The 17,024-nt window shown below is 56.1% G+C and carries 18 protein-coding genes and 3 pseudogenes; 13 read left to right on the forward strand and 8 right to left on the reverse strand.

What is annotated here, in order from left to right; genetic code table 11:
- Positions 1-108 precede the first annotated feature (108 nt).
- The 12 genes and pseudogenes from DW083_RS20780 to DW083_RS20840 all read left to right on the forward strand — a co-directional run.
- Positions 109-537 (forward strand): annotated as a pseudogene (locus DW083_RS20780) (TraG family conjugative transposon ATPase); the annotation flags it as partial.
- Between the two features lie 202 nt (positions 538-739).
- On the forward strand, positions 740-1,102 hold the full coding sequence (locus tag DW083_RS20785; RefSeq protein ID WP_010992658.1) for a DUF3876 domain-containing protein: 363 nt from the start codon (positions 740-742) through the stop codon (positions 1,100-1,102).
- Positions 1,103-1,106: 4 nt separating this feature from the next.
- A complete protein-coding gene (locus DW083_RS20790; RefSeq protein ID WP_004327366.1) occupies positions 1,107-1,736 on the forward strand; it encodes a DUF4141 domain-containing protein in 630 nt (209 codons plus the stop codon).
- Between the two features lie 52 nt (positions 1,737-1,788).
- Positions 1,789-2,792 (forward strand): annotated as a pseudogene (traJ, locus tag DW083_RS20795) (conjugative transposon protein TraJ).
- 49 nt (positions 2,793-2,841) lie between these two features.
- Positions 2,842-3,465 (forward strand): conjugative transposon protein TraK, encoded by a 624-nt coding sequence (gene traK, locus DW083_RS20800; RefSeq protein ID WP_009017677.1) that lies wholly within the window; start codon positions 2,842-2,844, stop codon positions 3,463-3,465.
- A 5-nt stretch (positions 3,466-3,470) separates the two neighbouring features.
- A complete protein-coding gene (locus DW083_RS20805) occupies positions 3,471-3,755 on the forward strand; it encodes a TraL conjugative transposon family protein (RefSeq protein ID WP_117913005.1) in 285 nt (94 codons plus the stop codon).
- Positions 3,730-4,896 (forward strand): hypothetical protein, encoded by a 1,167-nt coding sequence (locus tag DW083_RS20810; protein ID WP_117913007.1) that lies wholly within the window; start codon positions 3,730-3,732, stop codon positions 4,894-4,896. The genes DW083_RS20805 and DW083_RS20810 overlap by 26 nt, the downstream gene beginning before the upstream one ends.
- Before the next feature lie 20 nt (positions 4,897-4,916).
- Positions 4,917-6,307 (forward strand): annotated as a pseudogene (traM, locus tag DW083_RS20815) (conjugative transposon protein TraM).
- Positions 6,308-6,343: 36 nt separating this feature from the next.
- A complete protein-coding gene (traN, locus tag DW083_RS20820) occupies positions 6,344-7,282 on the forward strand; it encodes a conjugative transposon protein TraN (protein ID WP_117913011.1) in 939 nt (312 codons plus the stop codon).
- 3 nt (positions 7,283-7,285) lie between these two features.
- Positions 7,286-7,867: a conjugal transfer protein TraO gene (locus tag DW083_RS20825; RefSeq protein ID WP_117913013.1), complete on the forward strand. Its 582-nt coding sequence runs from the start codon at positions 7,286-7,288 to the stop codon at positions 7,865-7,867.
- 22 nt (positions 7,868-7,889) lie between these two features.
- Positions 7,890-8,339, forward strand: coding sequence for a DUF3872 domain-containing protein (locus DW083_RS20830; RefSeq protein WP_117873658.1), 450 nt, complete (start codon positions 7,890-7,892; stop codon positions 8,337-8,339).
- A 673-nt stretch (positions 8,340-9,012) separates the two neighbouring features.
- Positions 9,013-9,861, forward strand: a complete 849-nt coding sequence (locus tag DW083_RS20840) for a hypothetical protein (RefSeq protein WP_117873692.1) — start codon at positions 9,013-9,015, stop codon at positions 9,859-9,861.
- Positions 9,862-10,019: 158 nt separating this feature from the next.
- Here the strand turns inward: DW083_RS20840 and DW083_RS20845 are convergent, their stop codons facing one another.
- The 8 genes from DW083_RS20845 to DW083_RS20885 form a co-directional block, all read right to left on the reverse strand.
- Entirely contained in the window at positions 10,020-10,463 is a 444-nt protein-coding gene (locus DW083_RS20845) for a RadC family protein (RefSeq protein WP_004326124.1), read from the reverse strand.
- Positions 10,464-10,841: 378 nt separating this feature from the next.
- Positions 10,842-11,063, reverse strand: coding sequence for a hypothetical protein (locus tag DW083_RS20855; RefSeq protein ID WP_118032923.1), 222 nt, complete (start codon positions 11,061-11,063; stop codon positions 10,842-10,844).
- Complete coding sequence (locus DW083_RS20860) at positions 11,060-11,662, reverse strand: hypothetical protein (protein ID WP_122333729.1); 603 nt, start codon at positions 11,660-11,662, stop codon at positions 11,060-11,062. Before DW083_RS20860 ends, DW083_RS20855 begins: the two co-directional genes overlap by 4 nt.
- Positions 11,663-11,771: 109 nt before the next feature.
- Entirely contained in the window at positions 11,772-13,484 is a 1,713-nt protein-coding gene (locus tag DW083_RS20865) for a ParB/RepB/Spo0J family partition protein (RefSeq protein WP_117913022.1), read from the reverse strand.
- A gap of 149 nt (positions 13,485-13,633) precedes the next feature.
- Complete coding sequence (locus tag DW083_RS20870) at positions 13,634-14,182, reverse strand: SLOG family protein (protein WP_032581444.1); 549 nt, start codon at positions 14,180-14,182, stop codon at positions 13,634-13,636.
- Between the two features lie 11 nt (positions 14,183-14,193).
- Positions 14,194-14,403: a hypothetical protein gene (locus DW083_RS20875; RefSeq protein WP_009017693.1), complete on the reverse strand. Its 210-nt coding sequence runs from the start codon at positions 14,401-14,403 to the stop codon at positions 14,194-14,196.
- Positions 14,404-14,445: 42 nt separating this feature from the next.
- Complete coding sequence (locus DW083_RS20880; RefSeq protein WP_117913024.1) at positions 14,446-15,096, reverse strand: hypothetical protein; 651 nt, start codon at positions 15,094-15,096, stop codon at positions 14,446-14,448.
- 70 nt (positions 15,097-15,166) lie between these two features.
- Positions 15,167-16,141 (reverse strand): ArdC family protein, encoded by a 975-nt coding sequence (locus DW083_RS20885; protein ID WP_117971476.1) that lies wholly within the window; start codon positions 16,139-16,141, stop codon positions 15,167-15,169.
- Positions 16,142-16,378: 237 nt separating this feature from the next.
- Between DW083_RS20885 and DW083_RS20890 the strand changes: the two genes are divergently transcribed.
- Positions 16,379-16,819: a hypothetical protein gene (locus tag DW083_RS20890; RefSeq protein ID WP_117913028.1), complete on the forward strand. Its 441-nt coding sequence runs from the start codon at positions 16,379-16,381 to the stop codon at positions 16,817-16,819.
- The last annotated feature ends 205 nt before the right edge of the window (positions 16,820-17,024 follow it).

Raw genomic sequence — 17,024 nt, forward strand, 5'->3', positions numbered from 1 at the left:
TAGACTGAAATTAGTGGAGAGCCGGATACGCTGAGAGGTGTAAGTCCGGTTCGGGGGCGAGCATTTGGAAACCTGTCATAGGAATATGATAAGGCGCTGGGTGCTTAGCTACACAAGACTGTCAGGAAATATTTCGGCGAGGCGATTGTCGTCACGCAGGAAGTCGATGATATTATCTCGTCCCCCATCGTGAAGGAGGCTATCATCACCAACTCGGACTGCAAGATCCTTTTGGACCAGAAGAAGTACATGAACAAGTTCGACGGCATCCAGTCGATGCTCGGTCTGACGGACAAGGAGAAGTCGCAGATACTCTCCATCAACCTCTCCAACCATCCCGGACGGAAGTACAAGGAGGTGTGGATCGGTCTGAACGGGGTGCAGTCGGCGGTGTACGCCACGGAGGTGTCGGCTGCCGAGTACCTGACCTATACCACCGAGGAGAGCGAGAAGACGGAGGTGTTCGCACTGGCGGAAGAGCTGGGCGGCGACTTGGAACTTGCCATCAAGCGGCTGGCAGAGACGAAGTATAAATAATGTGCCGATGCGCTGAAGTGGCGGACAGGTTGCCGGACGGGTTGTTGATTGACCGGACGAACGGCTGAAGGGTCGGATGATTGACCAAACGGCTAAACGGTCAAACGGTTAAACGGCTGGCTGGCTAAACGGCTGGATGTACAAACGGCTAAACGGCATGGAGAGAATAAAATTTTGTAAAACTTAAAAAAACGGAATCAAGATGAGACGATTGAATTTAATCCTGCTGCTGTCGGCGGTGACGGCGGCGCTGGCGTTTGTCATTTCCTGCAAGGAGACAAATGCGGAACGGTTGGAAAAGATGTGCGGCGAATGGGTCAGCACGGGCGGAAAGCCGCCCTTCACCCTCTGGGAAGAGGACGGCAGGTACCGTGTGACGGTCATGCACAGGAACCACACGGGCGGCAGTGAAGCGGAGACCTACCTCGTCCGGGAAACGGAAGGGGTGCTGTTCATCGAGACGGGCTTCGCCGTGATGATGGACTATGACCGGGAGAAAGACCGCATCCGGCTGTCGCCGGGCGGAGAGTACAGGAGAAAGAGTGACGGAACCCTAAAACAGTAAGGACATGAGAACGATAAAGGCAATCATCGTGGGCGTGGCGTGCCTGACGGCAGGTGCGGCCAACGCCCAGTGGGTCGTACACGATCCCGGCAATCTGGCGCAGGGCATCATCAACACGACCAAGGAGATCGTGGAGACCTCCGCCACCGCACAGCACACGCTGGACGGGTTCAAGGAGACGGCGAAGATATTCGAGCAGGGACGGAAGTATTACGATGCGCTCAAGGCGGTGCATGACGTGGTGAAAGGCGGCGTGAAGGTGAAGAAGTCCATCGAGATGGTGGCGGACATCTCGGAAATCTACGTGCGCAACTACCAGAAGATGCTCGGCGACCCGAACTACACGCCGGACGAGCTGTCAACCATCTCGTTCGGGTACGCCAAGCTGCTCTCCGAGAGCGCGGACATCCTGCAAGATTTGAAGAACGTGGTGAACGTGACGGGGATGTCGCTCTCGGACGCCGAGCGGCTGGCGATCATCGACCAGAGCTACAAGCGGCTGCTGGAGTACCGCAACCTCGTGCAGTATTACACGGACAAGAACATCTCGGTGAGCTACCTGCGGGCGAAGAAGAAAAAGGACGCCGACCGGGTGGTGGCTCTCTACGGGGATGCGGAAGACCGTTACTGGTGAGGCGGGCAAATATATAATAATGTATGCGTACATATAATAAAAATACAGGACTATGTTGTTAGCGATAGACTTCACGAACCTGCACGAGATATTGCAGGCATTGTATCAGGACATGATGCCGCTCTGCGAGAAGCTGACGGGTGTAGCCAAGGGAATCGCCGGGCTGGGTGCGCTGTTCTACGTAGCCGCCAAGGTGTGGCAGGCGCTCGCCCGTGCCGAGCCCATCGACGTGTACCCGCTGCTGCGCCCGTTCGCCATCGGGCTGTGCATCCTCTTCTTCCCCACCTTCGTCATCGGCACGATCAACACGGTGCTCTCGCCCGTGGTGAAGGGCTGCCACGGGATGCTCGAATCACAGACCTCGACATGAACCGATACCGGGAACAGAAGGAGACGCTGGAGAGGGAGGCGTTCCGGCGTGACCCGGAGAAGGCGTATCTGGCGAGCAAGGAGGACTTCGACAAGAAGCTCGACGAGCTGGGCTGGTCGCCCAAGGACTTGAAGACGATGGCGGTGATGTACATCGACCGGACGGAGTACAACATGAAGCGGAGCATCCGGCTGTGGTTCCAAGAACTGCTCGAACTGCTGTTCCAGTCGGCTGCGCTGGTGATCGACACGATACGGACGTTCTTCCTGATCGCCCTCTCCATCCTCGGTCCGATAGCGTTCGCCCTCTCGGTCTATGACGGGTTCCAGAGCACGCTCACGCAGTGGATAACGAGGTACATCTCCATCTACATGTGGCTGCCCGTGAGCGACCTGTTCAGCTCGGTGCTGGCACGCATCCAAGTGCTGATGCTCACCCGTGACATCGAGGCGATGAGCGACCCGACCTTCATCCCGGACAGCTCGAACACGGTGTACATCATCTTTTTAATCATCGGGATATTCGGGTACTTCACCATACCGACCGTCGCCAACTGGATCATCATGGCGGGCGGGGTGAGCCACGCCAACCGTGCGATGAACCAGACCGCCACGAAGGTAGGCAACGTCGCCGCAGCGGGTGCGGGCGCAGCCGTGGGGAACATCGCCGGAAAAATCATCAAGTAGCGGCGGATGTCCCAAGAACATGAGTCATAACGAATAAAAAACCGGAAACATGGAATTTAAAAGTTTGAAAAATATAGAAACGAGCTTCAGGCAGATACGGCTCTTCACGCTGGTATTCGCCAGCCTGTGCGCCGTGGTGACGGGCTTCGCCCTGTGGAAGTCGTACAGCTTCGCCGAGGCGCAGCGGCAGAAGATCTACGTGCTGGACAACGGCAAGAGCCTGATGCTGGCACTCTCGCAGGACGTGCGGCAGAACCGCCCGGTGGAGGCACGGGAGCACGTGCGCCGCTTCCACGAGCTGTTCTTCACGCTCTCGCCCGACAAGTCGGCTATCGAGGGCAACATCAAACGCTCGCTGCTGCTGGCGGACAAGAGCGCCTTCAACTACTACAAGGACCTCTCGGAAAAGGGGTATTACAACCGGATAATCTCGGGGAACATCAACCAGATGATAGAGATAGACAGCCTGCGGTGCGACTTCGACAAGTACCCGTACAGCGTGCGGACATTCGCCCGGCAGATCATCCTGCGGGAAAGCTCGGTTACGGAGCGCAGCCTTGTGACCCGCTGCCGCCTGCTGGATGCGGTCAGGAGCGACAACAACCCGCAGGGCTTCATCATCGAGGGCTTCGAGGTCACGGAGAACAAGGATTTGCAGACCCTCAAACGCTGACGGACATGATAGGCAAGTTCATCGTAAAGGCGCAGGATTGGGCGGACGGGAAGCTCCGCCGCCTCGCCGGGCGTATCTCGCCCGACATGCGTGTGGCAATCATCCTCGTGATGCTGGTGGCGTTCGGCGCACTGTCGGTCTATATGACCGTCTCCGCCATCTACCGCATCGGAAGGAACGACGGGAAGGAACTGGGGATAGAGCATATCAGGCGCCTGCAACTACCCAATGACAGTATTGTCAACCCCTTTGAAAGCGGACGGCATGGGACTGGTGGAGAGGTTGAGTGAGTGGCTGCTCCGCCGCCGGGAGCGGCAGGAGGAGCGGAACATGAGGCAGGTAACGGCGTATTTCGGAAGCCTGCTGAAAAAGAGGCGTGCGGATGCCGGCGCAATCCTCCAGTCCGTCAGGGACTACCGGGACTGCCCGGAGGTGACAAGGAAACAGGCGGAGCTGCTGCTGGAACACAGGTTCTTCCGGTACGTGTACCAGACGGGCTATCCCGAATGGCGGGCGGTCATGGACGCCCTGAAAGAGACCCGTTACGGGATGCGTGAGGGGACGGCAATCCCCCGGAGCGTGAAGGAGGCGGCGGAAAGCCCGATGCTGCGTCTGTCGGCGCAATACAAGGTGCTGGAGTACGAGTACACGAGGCGCAACGCCCCGCAGCCGTTATCCCCCGAAGCGCAGGCGGAACGGGATGCGGCGCACCGGCTGCTGAACTGCTGCATGAGGGAGGGCGACCTCGACGCACTGAAAAGGCTTGCCTTGAAAGGCGAGAAACCGGACGACTCGGTGGCCATCCGCCACGGGCTGGCGGAAGGCTACCGCAGGCTCGAAGAACTGAGCCGGGAATGGAACGAGGAGATGCGGGGCGACAACCACACCGTCATGGAACAGATCGAGTTGCGGGAGGCGGACGAGCGGGGAAAGCTGATGCGGCAAGCCGCCGCCCTTTACGAGAGGAAGACGGGCGGCAGACTGCCCGGCGACTATCTGGAAGCGGTGAAGGCGGAACGGGCGCTGCTCCACGGGCTCGCCCGCCACGGCTGGGACGGTCAGCGGGAAGTACCGAAGGAGACGGTGGAGAAGTACGGGCTGACGGAGGACTTTGCCGGCATCGCCCGGCTGAGGTGGGACTACCACCTGAGCGAGGACAACGGCGACCTCTCCCGTGACTACCCGGAAGCCGCCATCGGACGCCACAACCGTGCCATCCGGGAGCGTGCGGCGAAAGAACTGGCAGGTCTGGAAGCGAGGCTGTTCCCCGAAAAGGCGGCAAGCCGGGAACGGAAGGCTGCGCACCTGCGGGCGGACAACCGGGCAAGCCCCACGGTGTCGGTCGGGCGGGAACAAAAGGAGCCGCCCGGCAAGCGACAAACCGGAGAGACAGGCAGAAGGAAGCCTCCGGGAAGGAGAATCAGAATGTAGGACAACCATAAATTTTTGACATGATGGAAGAACAGAACCAAGAAAAAGCAACGGCAACGCAGCACGTAAAGGCGGCGGATGCCGCAGCCCCGGAGACGGGGAACGGAAAGAAAGAGGACAAGGGCGGCGGGAAAAAGGAGAAGAAGACTGCCAAGCCGCTCACCCCGAAACAGTTGCAGCAACGGAAAAAGCTGATGGTATATCCGCTGATGGGCTTGCTGTTCCTCGGCTCGATGTGGCTGATATTCGCACCTCGGAAGAGCGGGACGTGAACCGGGACACCGTGGGGGCGTTCAACGCCGACATCCCCCTGCCGGAGAACGACGGGATCATCGGCGACAAGCGGAAAGCCTACGAGCAGGCGCAGGCGGAAAGGCGGCAGGCGGAGAAGGTGCGCTCGCTGGAGGACTTCGCCTTCTCCGAAGAGAGCGATACGGACAGGGTGGAAATGGAACTGCCGGACAGCGAGCCGGAACGGGAACCGTTCAGGGACTACTCGGGCAACAGCGGCGGCCGCTCCTCCGTCGCCGCCTACCGGGACATCAACCGGAAACTCGGCTCGTTCTACGAGGAGCCGAAGGTGGACGGGGAAAAGGAGGAGCTGAAAAGGCAGGTGGAGGAGCTGACCGCCAAACTGGAAGAAAGGGAACGGCAGGCGGGCGGAATCGACGATCAGGTGGCACTGATGGAGAAGAGCTACGAGCTTGCCGCCAAGTACATGGGGCAGAACGGGCAGGACGGCGCAACCGTGCAGGCACCCGCCACCGGGCAGGGCGGCAACGGTCTGGGACAGCCCGCCGTGGCGGTGCAGGCGGCACGGGAGCGGACGGTATCGGGGCTGCGACAGCCCCTAAGCGATGCGGAGTTCATGCGGCGGTACAGCCAGCCGAGGAACTACGGCTTCAACACGGCGGTGGGCAGCGGGTACGCCCTCGGGAAGAACACGATAGCCGCCTGCATCCACCAAGACCAGACGGTTATGGACGGTCAACAGGTGAAGCTCCGGCTGCTCGAACCGTTGCAGGCGGGAAACCTGATTATCCCACGCAATACGGTGGTATCCGGTACAGGCAAGGTGCAGGGGGAACGGCTCGACATCACGGTATCGTCCGTCCAGTACCAAGGTAACATATTGCCGGTGGAGTTGGCGGTCTATGACAACGAGGGAATGAAAGGGCTGTGCATAGAAACCTCACTGGAGCGGGAAGCGGCAAAGGAGGCGATGGCGAACATCGGCGGCGGGCTGGGAACGAGCATCTCGTTCGCACGGAGCGCCGGGCAACAGGTGGCGATGGACATCACCCGTGGGCTGATGCAGGGCGGCAGCCAGTACCTCGCCAAGAAATTCCGCACGGTAAAGGTGCACCTGAAAGCGGGTGATCCGCTGATGCTCTACGCCAAACAACAATAAATCAATAAATTATAAAACCATTAAAAAGTAAAGACAATGAAAAAGATTTTTGGATGGGTCGCCCTGCTTGTGGGCATGGTGACGGGTGCGAACGCACAAGTGAATGATACGATACGGCGGACCACGGGCAACGACCTGTATCAGGGGATTACACGGAAGCTACCCTACCGGCAGATGGTTACGCCCCACGGGGTGCAGGTGACGTTCGCCAAGACGGTGCATATCATCTTCCCCTCGGCGGTGCGGTACGTGGATTTGGGAAGCGACCGGATTATCGCCGGGAAAGCGGACGGTGCGGAGAACGTGATCCGGGTGAAGGCGACGACCGAAGGGTTTCCGGGGGAAACGAACTTTTCCGTCATCTGCGAGGACGGGAGTTTCTACTCGTTCAATGCCCGGTATGCGCATGAGCCGGAGATGCTGAACATCGAGATGAAGGATTTTTTGGAGAACGGGGACACGACGGACTTTTCGCATACCCGCATGAACATCCATTTCCGTGAGCTGGCGGGCGAAAGCCCGCTCTTGGTGAAGCTGATCATGCAGAGCATCTACAAGGAGGACAGGCGGGAGATCCGGCACTTGGGCTGCAAACGCTTCGGGGTGCAGTTCCTCCTGAAATCCGTCCACTCGCACAACGGGCTGTTCTATTTCCACACGGAAACGAGGAACAGGTCGAACGTGGCTTTCCGGACGGACTTTATCCGGTTCAAGATCGTGGACAAGAAAGTGCCGAAGCGCACCGCCATTCAGGAACGGGTGATAGACCCGGTGCGCAGCTACAACGAGGTGCTGGTGACGGAGGGGAAAAGCGACGTGCGCACGGTGTATGCCGTCCCGCAGTTCACCATACCGGACGACAAGCTGCTGGTCATCGAGCTGTTCGAGAAGGACGGCGGCAGGCACCAGACCATCCGGGTGGAGAACGCCGACCTCGTGGCGGCAAGACAGATTAACGAACTGAAAATCAAGTAAGCGATGAAAAGGTTACTGTTCATTATCCTGCTTTTCGGGGTGTGCCTGACTTTCAACCGGGCACACGCCCAACGGTGCCTGCCCGGAATGAGGGGCATACAGCTCACGGGTGGGCTGTCGGACAACATGCGCTGGAAAAACGGCGACGGCTTCGGCTACCACGCCGGGATAGCGGTGAGCACCTACACGAAGAACGCCCACCATTGGGTGGTCGGTGCGGAATACTTGGAGAAGCGGTACGGCTACCGGGACTGCCTCTATCCGGCGAGCCAGTTCACGGGCGAGGGCGGCTATTACCTGAACTTCCTGTCAGACCGGAAGAAGACGTTCTTCGCCGCACTGGGGCTGTCCACCCTTGCCGGGTACGAGACGGTGAACTGGGGCGAGAGCCTGCTGCCGGACGGCTCCCGGCTCACGGATGAAGACAATTTCATCTACGGGGGTGCGCTGACGCTGGAGCTGTCCGCCTACGTGACGGACAAGATTGTCTTGCTGGTAAACGGTCGCCAACGGGTGCTGTTCGGTGGCGACTGCGGGAAGTTCCACACGCAGGTCGGCGTGGGAATACGTTTTATGATTCGATAACAACTGATTGATTGCAAAGTATATGAAAAAGATAATCTATCAAATGCTCACGGGCTGCTACATCGTGGCCGCCCTCGTGCTGGTCGCAGCCTGTAATGACGGGCTGGACATTCAGACGAAATACCCGTTCACGGTAGAGACGATGCCCGTCCCGAAGGAGCTGAAAGTGAACGAGACGGCGGAGATACGGTGCGAGCTGAAACGGGAAGGACGCTGGGAGGACACCCGGTACACGATCCGCTGGTTCCTCTTCGACGGGGAAGGCACGCTCAAACTGGACGACGGCACGGCGTTGCTGCCCAATGACCGCTACCCGCTGGAGAAAGAGACGTTCCGGCTCTATTACACCCCGCTGTCGGACGAACAGAGCGGCTTCACCGTCTGGGTGGAGGACTCGGACGGTCAGGCGGTCGAGCTGGAGTTCGACTTCAATGCGGACAACGACAAGGAGGACGGGGATGGAACGGAATGATCTGGTTTTATACCTCGACATACCGGAATTTTCCGAAGCCCTGCATGCCTCGAAGTGGCGGACGGACATTGTCCTTCCACAAGCGGGGGACAATATATGTCCGGAAAACCTGCTGTCGGAGAAAACGCTCGCCATGCTGGAGACGGTTTCCGCCGGGGAGGTCTGGGAAGACATGAAGGACGACTGCCGGACCATGCGCCGGGTCGTGGAGCACGAGCTGTTCCGGGTGACGGAACGGGGATTTCACCTGCGCAGGGACGGGACACCGTGCTGCACGCTGACGCTGCAAAGATACCGTGTGCACGATGCCGGAAGGCGGATGAAAACAGAAGTGCCGCCACCTTGTCCAGCCCGGGGCGTGGAACGGAAAAGCGGGAAAATCCGGTTTTATTTCCGGAAATACTTTGTGCATATCGACGTGCCGGACACGCTGCCGCAATACCCGGAGGTGCGTGAGTTCGTGAACATAAAGTCGCTGCTCTCGGAGGCGGATAGAAAACTGCTGGCGGAAACGGAATGCGATGAAGCGGAAAGCCTGCTGGAGTGGATAGAGAATGAGGCTATTGCCATGTCCGGGCGAGATGCTGGACGCCGGACGAGGAGAGCGGCGGATGGATGTGCGTGTTGTCGGTGGATGTTTAAAGGGGTTTATAACAAGAAAAAATGTAAAAACATGGAACGAGAAGAAAGAATGTATCAGGTGCCTTTAGAGATGATATGCAGGCACGACCGCACGGCGGAGGTCTGCCGTGCCGCCGTTGAAGAGGACGGCTGGCAGTTGGAGAACGTGCCCGAGGAGATGAAGACTCCGGAACTGTGCCGGAAGGCGCTGGAAACGGAAGCGGGATTCGGGAACGACTTCCACCGGGGGCTGGTCCAGCATATCCCGTCCCCGGAGGTGTGCATGGAGGTGCTGAAGGAGTGCCGGGAGAACAACCCGGAAGAACTCTACGGGGTGGCGGTGGCTATCCGCCCGGAGGTGATGAACGGCGAAATGGCGGACTTCCTGCTGCCGCTGGACGGCAGGTGCATCAGCATCCTGCCCGTGCACCTGCAAACGCCGGAGCGGGTGCGGGTGGCGGTGGAAACGTCGGGGATGTCCGCCGTCGGTCGTGGCGGAGTGCCGAAAAGCCTGCTCACGCCCGATGTGTATGTCAGGTGCGCCGCCCACAGCCGGGAGTCGCTGATGATGATCCCGTGGGCGGAACGCTCGCCGGAGGTCTGCCTGATGGCGAAGACACTGTACCCGGACTGGGTGAGGAACCACCCGGAGTTCGTGCCGGAGAGCGTGCGTAACCAAGACAGCATCTACACGCTGAACAGCCTGATGGAAAGCCTGACGGGAGAAAAGTTCAGCTACCGGCAAATGACGGACTTCTACAACGGGAAGCCGCTGGAGGTGAAACGGATGGAGACGCCGGACGGCGTGCAGAAGGACAAGTCGGTGAAGTTCGACAAGGAGACGGGGAAGTTCTCCTTCTCCGACATCCGGCAGGAGCGGAAACGGGGATTGAAGATGTAGCGTGAGCTGTGCAGCAGACGAAATGGAAAGCATCCTTCGGGATGCTTTTTTCATATCCGCCCTGCCGCTTTCCGGTTTCTTTTGCTTCTTGTTCTTTTCCCGCCCCGCTCACGAAAGAAAAGAAGTGCAAAAAGGATAGCGAGCAAAAAAGGGGACGCTTAAAGCATCCCCTCGTCCATGTAGCTGAGGTAGGTGTCCTCGGTCAGTATGATGTGGTCCAAAAGCTGTATGCCAATTGCCTCGCAGCCTTTCTTCAACTGGCTGGTCAGGTTGTTGTCCGGCGTGCTCGCCACGGTCGAGCCGGACGGGTGGTTGTGCGAGAGGATGATTCCCGAGGCGTGGGAGACGAGAGCCGTCTGGAGGACGATGCGTATGTCCACCACCGTGCTGTTCATGCCGCTGCGTGAGACGCACGAGACGCCCAGCAGCCTGCCTGCGCCGTTCAGGTACATCGCCCAGCACTCCTCGTGGTGCTGCATACAGTCCTCGTAGAAGGTCTTGAGGATGTCGTAAGACTCCTTGGAAGAGTGGATTCTAACTCTCTTGGATGCGTCAGCGTCCTTGTAACTTACGGTGATTTGAGGAAAAGACAGTGTATTCATAATGCAAAAAATTAAAAGTGAAACATTTATTTTTTGCTTTGGGGCACGGGGAAAGAGCGGACTTCATGCAAGGCTTTTGCGTGGAATACGACCCGAAGGTGTGGAGATTGCGCGCAAAACCGTCAGGTTCAGCCTTGCTACTTGTCCGTTTTTCCCCGTAGGTTTGCTAAAAAATGAGTGTGGAGCTTGGCTAAAAAATCCGGTGGGTCAAGGGGTTTCTTTTTGCTTCTTTGTCTTTTCCCGCCCACGGCTCACCGAAAGAAAAAGAAGTGCGTCCGAAAATCGGGTCAATCCTTTCCCACGGGCGGGTAAAAAAAGAAGTCCGGGCGGATCGCTACCCGTCCCGGACTTCCGGCGATGAAACATAGAGGGGGGATGTTATGGCGTGATTTCCCCCGTTGCGATTAAATTCCCATCCGAATAATACGCTATCTTCCCGTAGGTAAATCCCATGTCGGGAATGGCTACGAAAGCGATATAGTCCGAATACTCCCTGCCTTTGAGGTTCTTCCCGACAAGGTTGTTGAATATCATGGGGATGCTATGACCGTCCTCGCTGTAAAGGACGGTTTTCCCGTTCTGTCTGATTTCCCGCTTCATGCCGTTTCCTTGAAAAGTGTCCCGTCGATAAGGTACTCCCAATTATTCCTGTGGCTCTCGTCCGTGAAATACTCCTCGCTCTCGCAATACTCGCAATCGTCACGGCACGAGCGGAAGAAGTTTTCCAGACAGTCACGCATGAGTTCCTTGAAATTCCGTGTGTCGGGCGAGCGCATGAAGTCCATGAGGGGCTGCAAGATGATTTCGTCCGACACAACGCCCGTGAAGGGGCATTCGCAAGTGACGGAGATACGGCTCCTGCGCCTTTTCTTGCGGTCTTTCGTCCAATAGACCTTGGGCTTGTACAGCTCCGCATGGAGGTTGTTATAGAGGTAAGCCAGCAAGCGGACGCCTGAAAGTTCCTCCGTGTCCGCCTCGTGCTTGGTATAGAAACGGTAAGCGTATGTGCAACTGTCGTAACGGTAGTTGGTGCAGGCAATGCGGAAAAGGTTGCAGAAGGCTTCGAGCGTGTCGCAGTTCTCGGAAGCATACGGGTAATCGTTTCCCTTGGCAAGCCAGTCGGTATAGGCTCTCTGACGGGCTTCGTCCTCCAGTTCCGCAATGCCGAATAGTGTATAGGTTCTCTGTACGGTTCGCATAAGTTTGAAAATTTGAAAGTTTGAAAATCGGTTTCTTTGCTATCTTTCTTTTTCGCCACGGCTCACGAAAGAAAGTAGCGGGCGGATTTCTCCGCCCTGCCCTTTGTCCTTAGGCTGCAATCTCTTCGGGTTGCGGTTGTTCCTCGGGTTGCGTTACCTTGCGCTCCCTTGCCCGTTCCTGCACCAATAGGACGGCTTTCTTTTCCTCGATGCGCTGGTGACGCTTCTCGTACACCCCGTTGTACTCCCTTTCGATGTTGGCGAGTTCCTCCGGCATGTGCCTGCGTGCGAAGTCAAGCAAGAGGGTCGCCACGGTGTTGTTCCCGCACGCTCCCTTGAAGTTGGCTACAAGGAAGTCCCTGCGGATGATAGTCTTCATCCTCACGGTGAGGTTGCCGATAATCCCCATCTTGTCCTCGTCCGTGATATACTGCTTGTCTTCCGCAATCCCCACGGCTGCGAAGTGTTCCTTCCGGAGCGAGGAGAGAAGGAAGAAGTACAACATGGTATCTTCATCGGCACTGAACTTACCGCCCGTGATGTCGGCTTCGAGGATTTGCTTCTTGGTGTCCTCCACCGTGCGTTCGAGTGCGATTTCCTTGTTGCGCTCGTCCTGCTTCTCCAACTTCTCCACGGGTGAGAGCGGTGCGGGTGCGGGCGTTCCGTCCGCTGTCTGCGCTTCGGTCATGTTCTCCACGTAACAGAATGTAATCTCCTTCTGCCCGATTTTGGCATAGACGGTGATTTCCCCCGCTCCGCTCCTGCGGGTGACTTCCTCCTCCTGCTCCATGTAGTCCGCCCATTGCTGCTCGTAGCGGGTGCGGGCTTCCCCGTAGCGTTCGGGGTCGTTGAAATTTTCGGCTTTGGGTTCTTTCGGGCAGTTTGGAAAGGCGGTGTACCTGTCAAGGGTCTCCACCTCGTAGCCCGAAGCGGTTAGCCGTTCTACCACCGTCTCGTTGGCGGTGTAGCGGTCACGGCAGAGCGACACCTCCGGCTGGTTCCGCATGATTTGCACGGCTCGCTCCATGAGGAAAGAGGCGTTCATCTCGGCAAGGCACGTGCGGTTGGCGCAATGCCCGCACCCGCCATCACGGAACAATAGCAAGTTATTGGTGTTGTGTGCGCACGTGGCGCACTCGGTCTTGTCAAAGCGGTAGTATTGCAGGTCGGTGGTGAAGTTCTGTTCGATGCGCCTTGCGACATCGGCGGCTTTCAGTCCCCGCCAACTGTTGTACGTTCCCTCGTCCTGCAAATGTTTCTCGTACACCTCACGCTGAATGTCCTCCCCGTATCGGCAGATTTCAGCCGCCACGCTGATGGTGATTTCATCCGCATCCAAGAGGGCGGCGATTTCGGGGATAAGGGCGGTGAATTTCAGCCGTGTGCGGATGTAGTTCTCGTTCTTTCCGAAGAGTTGCGCCAAGGTCTGCACGGTGTGGCGTCCGCTCTCGATAAGCCGCTGATAGGCTGCGGCTTCCTCCACGGGTGTCACGTCCTTGCGCTGCAAGTTCTCGGTAATCGCCATTTCCTCGGCTTCCTCGTCCGACAACTCGGTTACGATTGCGGGAATTTCGTCCCTGCCCGCAATGACGGACGCACGGTAACGGCGTTCCCCGAAAACAATCCCGTAACGGTCTGTCCCGTCAACGGGTCGCACGGTGATGGGCTGCAACACGCCCTGCTGCTTGATGCTCTCGGCAAGCTCGTAAAGGCTCGTTTCATCGAAACGCTTGCGTGGGTTGAAACCGCTCGGCTGAATGTCTGCCAATGCTACCATCGTGATGTTTCTCTCTGCTGCTGATTGATTTGCTTTTGTCTTCATAATCTGTTATTTTTAAGTTGATTGTTTATTCTTGTTCTTTTTGATTTTTGACAAACCGTTCCGTTCGGGCAATCGGTTTCTTTGCTATCTTTCTTTCCCCGCTCCGGCTCACGAAAGAAAGTAGCGGGCGGAAAATCCGCCCTTGCGGGCTACCTGCGGTTATAGCACACGTTCGCGAACTTCTTCTTTTGCTCTACCGCCCGTTTGAGGGTGTAGAACGTACCGCCCACGGCTACCGCATCGTAATAGACCATCAGAAAAGCGGAGTTTTCCAAAAGGTAGTCGTTACGTCGTAGGAAACAGCCCTCGGTATATCCGTCCTGCAAGGTTACCACTTCATCGGCTTGCGCCAAAATGGTGTCGTAACGCCGCTTGTCGGCTTGGGTGTACCGCTCGGCTTGTCCCTTGAAGGGGACAACGCATTTCAAACGGATATGCGGGTATTCCTTTTTAAGGTTCAATACTTCCTCTGCTGCGATAAGGTCGAAGCCCTCGCACATTCCCGACAAAAAGGTGTCGTAGCCTTTTTTGATGCAATAACTCTCGATGGCTACAAATGTATCGAACGCCACCTCCCTGAAGAGTTTCTCACGGTCTGCCGTGAACTTGGCTATACGGTTGGTGCGGTGTCCCGAAAAGGCTACCGTCTTTTCCTTGGTAACGGGTGTTCCGTTTTCTGTCCATGTCCTTGTTTCCATATCGGTAAATTTTAGAGTATTAAAAGAATGATTATCAGTACGAACACGAAACCGACAAACAGACGCCACGCAAGGGCGAGAACAAGCCGTGCCACGAAGTAAAACAGAGCCACGACAAGCGACAAGGCGAAAAACCGCCCTGCGGTGGTGGTGAGGAAATAAACCACCGAAGCCCAAAGGATTAGGCGGTATATCCGTTTGTAAACAAATGCCGTTTTCATATTCTTGGGTCTTGTCGGGCGGATTGCTCCGCCCGTGGTTGTTTAATAGTTTCCTTTCGGGATATAGCGGTTATCAGCCAACAGCCGGAAAGTGTCGTAATCAGCCGTTCCCCGATAACTTAGGGACAGTTCAAAGGAGAGGTGTCCTTTCTCTATGTAGAAAGTGAAGCGCAAGCCGTTGCGGGTTATCGTCCCTTTCGCATAGTTTCTACGTTCCCAGCTTACGGGTTCGTTCTCGATACTTTTCAAGAAGTCGGCTACCTTTTTCGAGTTCTCCGCATTTTCCTGCTCCACCTGCCTGTATATCTGCGTGCAGTAGTTTATCCAATCGTTTATTTTCTTGGCGGTGAACACGCCGATATTGCACGGCTTTTCGTATTGGTTGCCCGCCCTTTCGATGTCGTAGCGGTTGACATACTCAAAATGCTCCATGTCGGTGGCTATCCTGTATTTGTTCTCTTTGTTTATCCTGTACACATGGAAACGGATGCCGTTGTACGTGAACTCTATGCGCACGCCGTAAAATGCGGGGTATTCACCGCTTACCACGTGGTAGCCGTATTCCGCTTGGGGTATGTACTTCCTTACCTCCTGCATGAGTGGAGACAGTTCTTTTTTTGCCTGTTCCACCTTCTCGGTAAACATAGCTTTTATGTTTAACCCGTTAAATTCCTTTTCCGATAATGTTTTCATCGTCTTATGTCTTTAGTGGGGCGGACTGCTCCGCCCGTTGGTTTATACTCTTGTTCCTTTGTTGTCCCGCTTAGGCTGCTGCGGGTTCGTTTATCGGTTCGGTTACCTTGTCGGCAATCATCTTCGCCGCCTTGTTCACGTCCCCCAATATCTCCACCAAAAAGGCGGGTTCTTCCTTTAGCTTGGTGAGCCAGTGTTTCAGATAGGCGGCGTTGTTCTCCTGCGGTGCGGTTGCGTAGCCGAAGAACGCACCGCAAAGGGCTGCGGTAAGTTCAGCGACAAGTTCCTCACGGGCATAGAGCGCATCCCCGAAGAAGCTGCCGAACGTGCGGTTCAGCCGTTGGGGGCTTCCCGTGCTGTGCGCCATCTCGTGCAGGAGCGTGCCGTAATATTCCGCTCCCTGCGGGAACTGCTCACGCTGCGGGCAAATGATATGGTCGGAAGAGGGCGAATAGTAGGCACTGTCCGAATACTGCACCTTGATGGGGCAATACCAATTTTGCAGATAGACAAGCTCGTCCAACGCCTCGTAAATCATCCCGTCCGAATAGTCTTCGGGTTGCTCCCCCTTTTTCATACGCTCGTAGCGTTCGGGCTGCTTTTCGGCAAAATCGGTCTGGTCGATGTTGAAGACATTGTAATACTTCATCTGCGGGATGACCTTGTAATTTTCCTGCTCGGTTGCGGGCAGCTTGCGGTATTCCTCGTACTTGATTGTCTTTTTCGTTTCCTTGTGTACCACGAACTTAAACCAATAATAGACGGGAAACGAGCGTGCGCCCTTGCAAACACTTAAATCCTCTTCCTTCGCTTGGTTGAACGTGAGGAACACGGGCAAAGTGAATTTCATGAACTCGGTGTAGAACAATAACATCAAGACATTTCCGCCGTTATAGAGCGTCCCTCTGATGTTGCGGGGCAAACCTTGTTCAAGGCTCGCAATCCACGGCTTTTGCCAATCCGTTTTCAAGCACTCGATTTTCTTGATTAACAAATCGGTGAACATCGGTGCAATCTTTTCGATGGTGCTGTTCGTTGTTGCCATAACTCACAAATTTTAATCGTTATTACTCTGTTTTCATCGCTTGTCGCCCCAACCAATTTTTTTCCCTTGGCTGATTGGGAAGAACATTGACCATCATTGATAGCGGAAAAGGTGAATTGCAACCATCTGAAAAAATGGTAAATACTACCCGCAGGGTGGAGATTTGGCATTTTTTGCGGATTTGCTTTCACCTCCGCCTACCTTCGTCAATGTTTTTCCAATCAGCTTAGGGAAAAAATGCCCTGTCAGTCTATTCCAGTCAATGGTAAGTTACTTGCCGGGTGCGGGAAGAAGAAGCCTTCCGGAGAGCCGGGAACGCCCGTTTCCCAAGGCAAGGAGATACGGGCGGGAGAAGTATATGGGAGCACGGTCAGGTTTCGGCTGCCGGACAAACGCCGGGGAACTCTTTCGGGCGGCACGGACGGATGTGTTCCGTTTGTCTTTCCGCCCCGATGTCCGGCTTCGGCCATGCAGCCTCACGGAATGGTCGGAAACGGACGCCGGGACGGGACAGCCCGTGCGCCAAGGTGCAAGCGCAAGACTGTGAAAGCCCTTTCACCCACGTTAGGGATTGCAGGGGAAAGCCCACAGCATAGCGAGGACTTGCAGCGGAAAGCCCGACCCGAAGGGGAACGCCCAAACAACCATCCGCAAAAACTGCTTTTGAGCATACCATAGAAAAAAGGAAGACCGAACGCTCCGAAGTTTCGTCCTTATGATATATATTTGTAATTGAGCGAAGATAATAGCGGAAAACGTAGATAATTACATGTCAGTGATTATGAATCAAAAAAAGGAAATATTAGAAAAATTGGCTTTCATAAGACGCCATAAAGAATTTGCATCTTTTGGAGTAAAGGAACAAGAGGTATCTTATAATCCT

The organism is Parabacteroides sp. AF48-14 (assembly GCF_003477465.1).
GTDB classification, from domain to species: domain Bacteria; phylum Bacteroidota; class Bacteroidia; order Bacteroidales; family Tannerellaceae; genus Parabacteroides; species Parabacteroides acidifaciens.

What these genes read in the sequence shown, in the direction of transcription:
- DW083_RS20785 (WP_010992658.1), top strand. Translation starts at nt 740, where the DNA reads ATGAGACGATTGAATTTAATCCTGCTGCTGTCGGCGGTGACGGCGGCG.
- DW083_RS20790 (WP_004327366.1), top strand. Translation starts at nt 1,107, where the DNA reads ATGAGAACGATAAAGGCAATCATCGTGGGCGTGGCGTGCCTGACGGCA.
- traK (WP_009017677.1), top strand. Translation starts at nt 2,842, where the DNA reads ATGGAATTTAAAAGTTTGAAAAATATAGAAACGAGCTTCAGGCAGATA.
- DW083_RS20805 (WP_117913005.1), top strand. Translation starts at nt 3,471, where the DNA reads ATGATAGGCAAGTTCATCGTAAAGGCGCAGGATTGGGCGGACGGGAAG.
- DW083_RS20810 (WP_117913007.1), top strand. Translation starts at nt 3,730, where the DNA reads ATGGGACTGGTGGAGAGGTTGAGTGAGTGGCTGCTCCGCCGCCGGGAG.
- traN (WP_117913011.1), top strand. Translation starts at nt 6,344, where the DNA reads ATGAAAAAGATTTTTGGATGGGTCGCCCTGCTTGTGGGCATGGTGACG.
- DW083_RS20825 (WP_117913013.1), top strand. Translation starts at nt 7,286, where the DNA reads ATGAAAAGGTTACTGTTCATTATCCTGCTTTTCGGGGTGTGCCTGACT.
- DW083_RS20830 (WP_117873658.1), top strand. Translation starts at nt 7,890, where the DNA reads ATGAAAAAGATAATCTATCAAATGCTCACGGGCTGCTACATCGTGGCC.
- DW083_RS20840 (WP_117873692.1), top strand. Translation starts at nt 9,013, where the DNA reads ATGGAACGAGAAGAAAGAATGTATCAGGTGCCTTTAGAGATGATATGC.
- DW083_RS20845 (WP_004326124.1), bottom strand. Translation starts at nt 10,463, where the DNA reads ATGAATACACTGTCTTTTCCTCAAATCACCGTAAGTTACAAGGACGCT.
- DW083_RS20855 (WP_118032923.1), bottom strand. Translation starts at nt 11,063, where the DNA reads ATGAAGCGGGAAATCAGACAGAACGGGAAAACCGTCCTTTACAGCGAG.
- DW083_RS20860 (WP_122333729.1), bottom strand. Translation starts at nt 11,662, where the DNA reads ATGCGAACCGTACAGAGAACCTATACACTATTCGGCATTGCGGAACTG.
- DW083_RS20865 (WP_117913022.1), bottom strand. Translation starts at nt 13,484, where the DNA reads ATGAAGACAAAAGCAAATCAATCAGCAGCAGAGAGAAACATCACGATG.
- DW083_RS20870 (WP_032581444.1), bottom strand. Translation starts at nt 14,182, where the DNA reads ATGGAAACAAGGACATGGACAGAAAACGGAACACCCGTTACCAAGGAA.
- DW083_RS20875 (WP_009017693.1), bottom strand. Translation starts at nt 14,403, where the DNA reads ATGAAAACGGCATTTGTTTACAAACGGATATACCGCCTAATCCTTTGG.
- DW083_RS20880 (WP_117913024.1), bottom strand. Translation starts at nt 15,096, where the DNA reads ATGAAAACATTATCGGAAAAGGAATTTAACGGGTTAAACATAAAAGCT.
- DW083_RS20885 (WP_117971476.1), bottom strand. Translation starts at nt 16,141, where the DNA reads ATGGCAACAACGAACAGCACCATCGAAAAGATTGCACCGATGTTCACC.
- DW083_RS20890 (WP_117913028.1), top strand. Translation starts at nt 16,379, where the DNA reads ATGCCCTGTCAGTCTATTCCAGTCAATGGTAAGTTACTTGCCGGGTGC.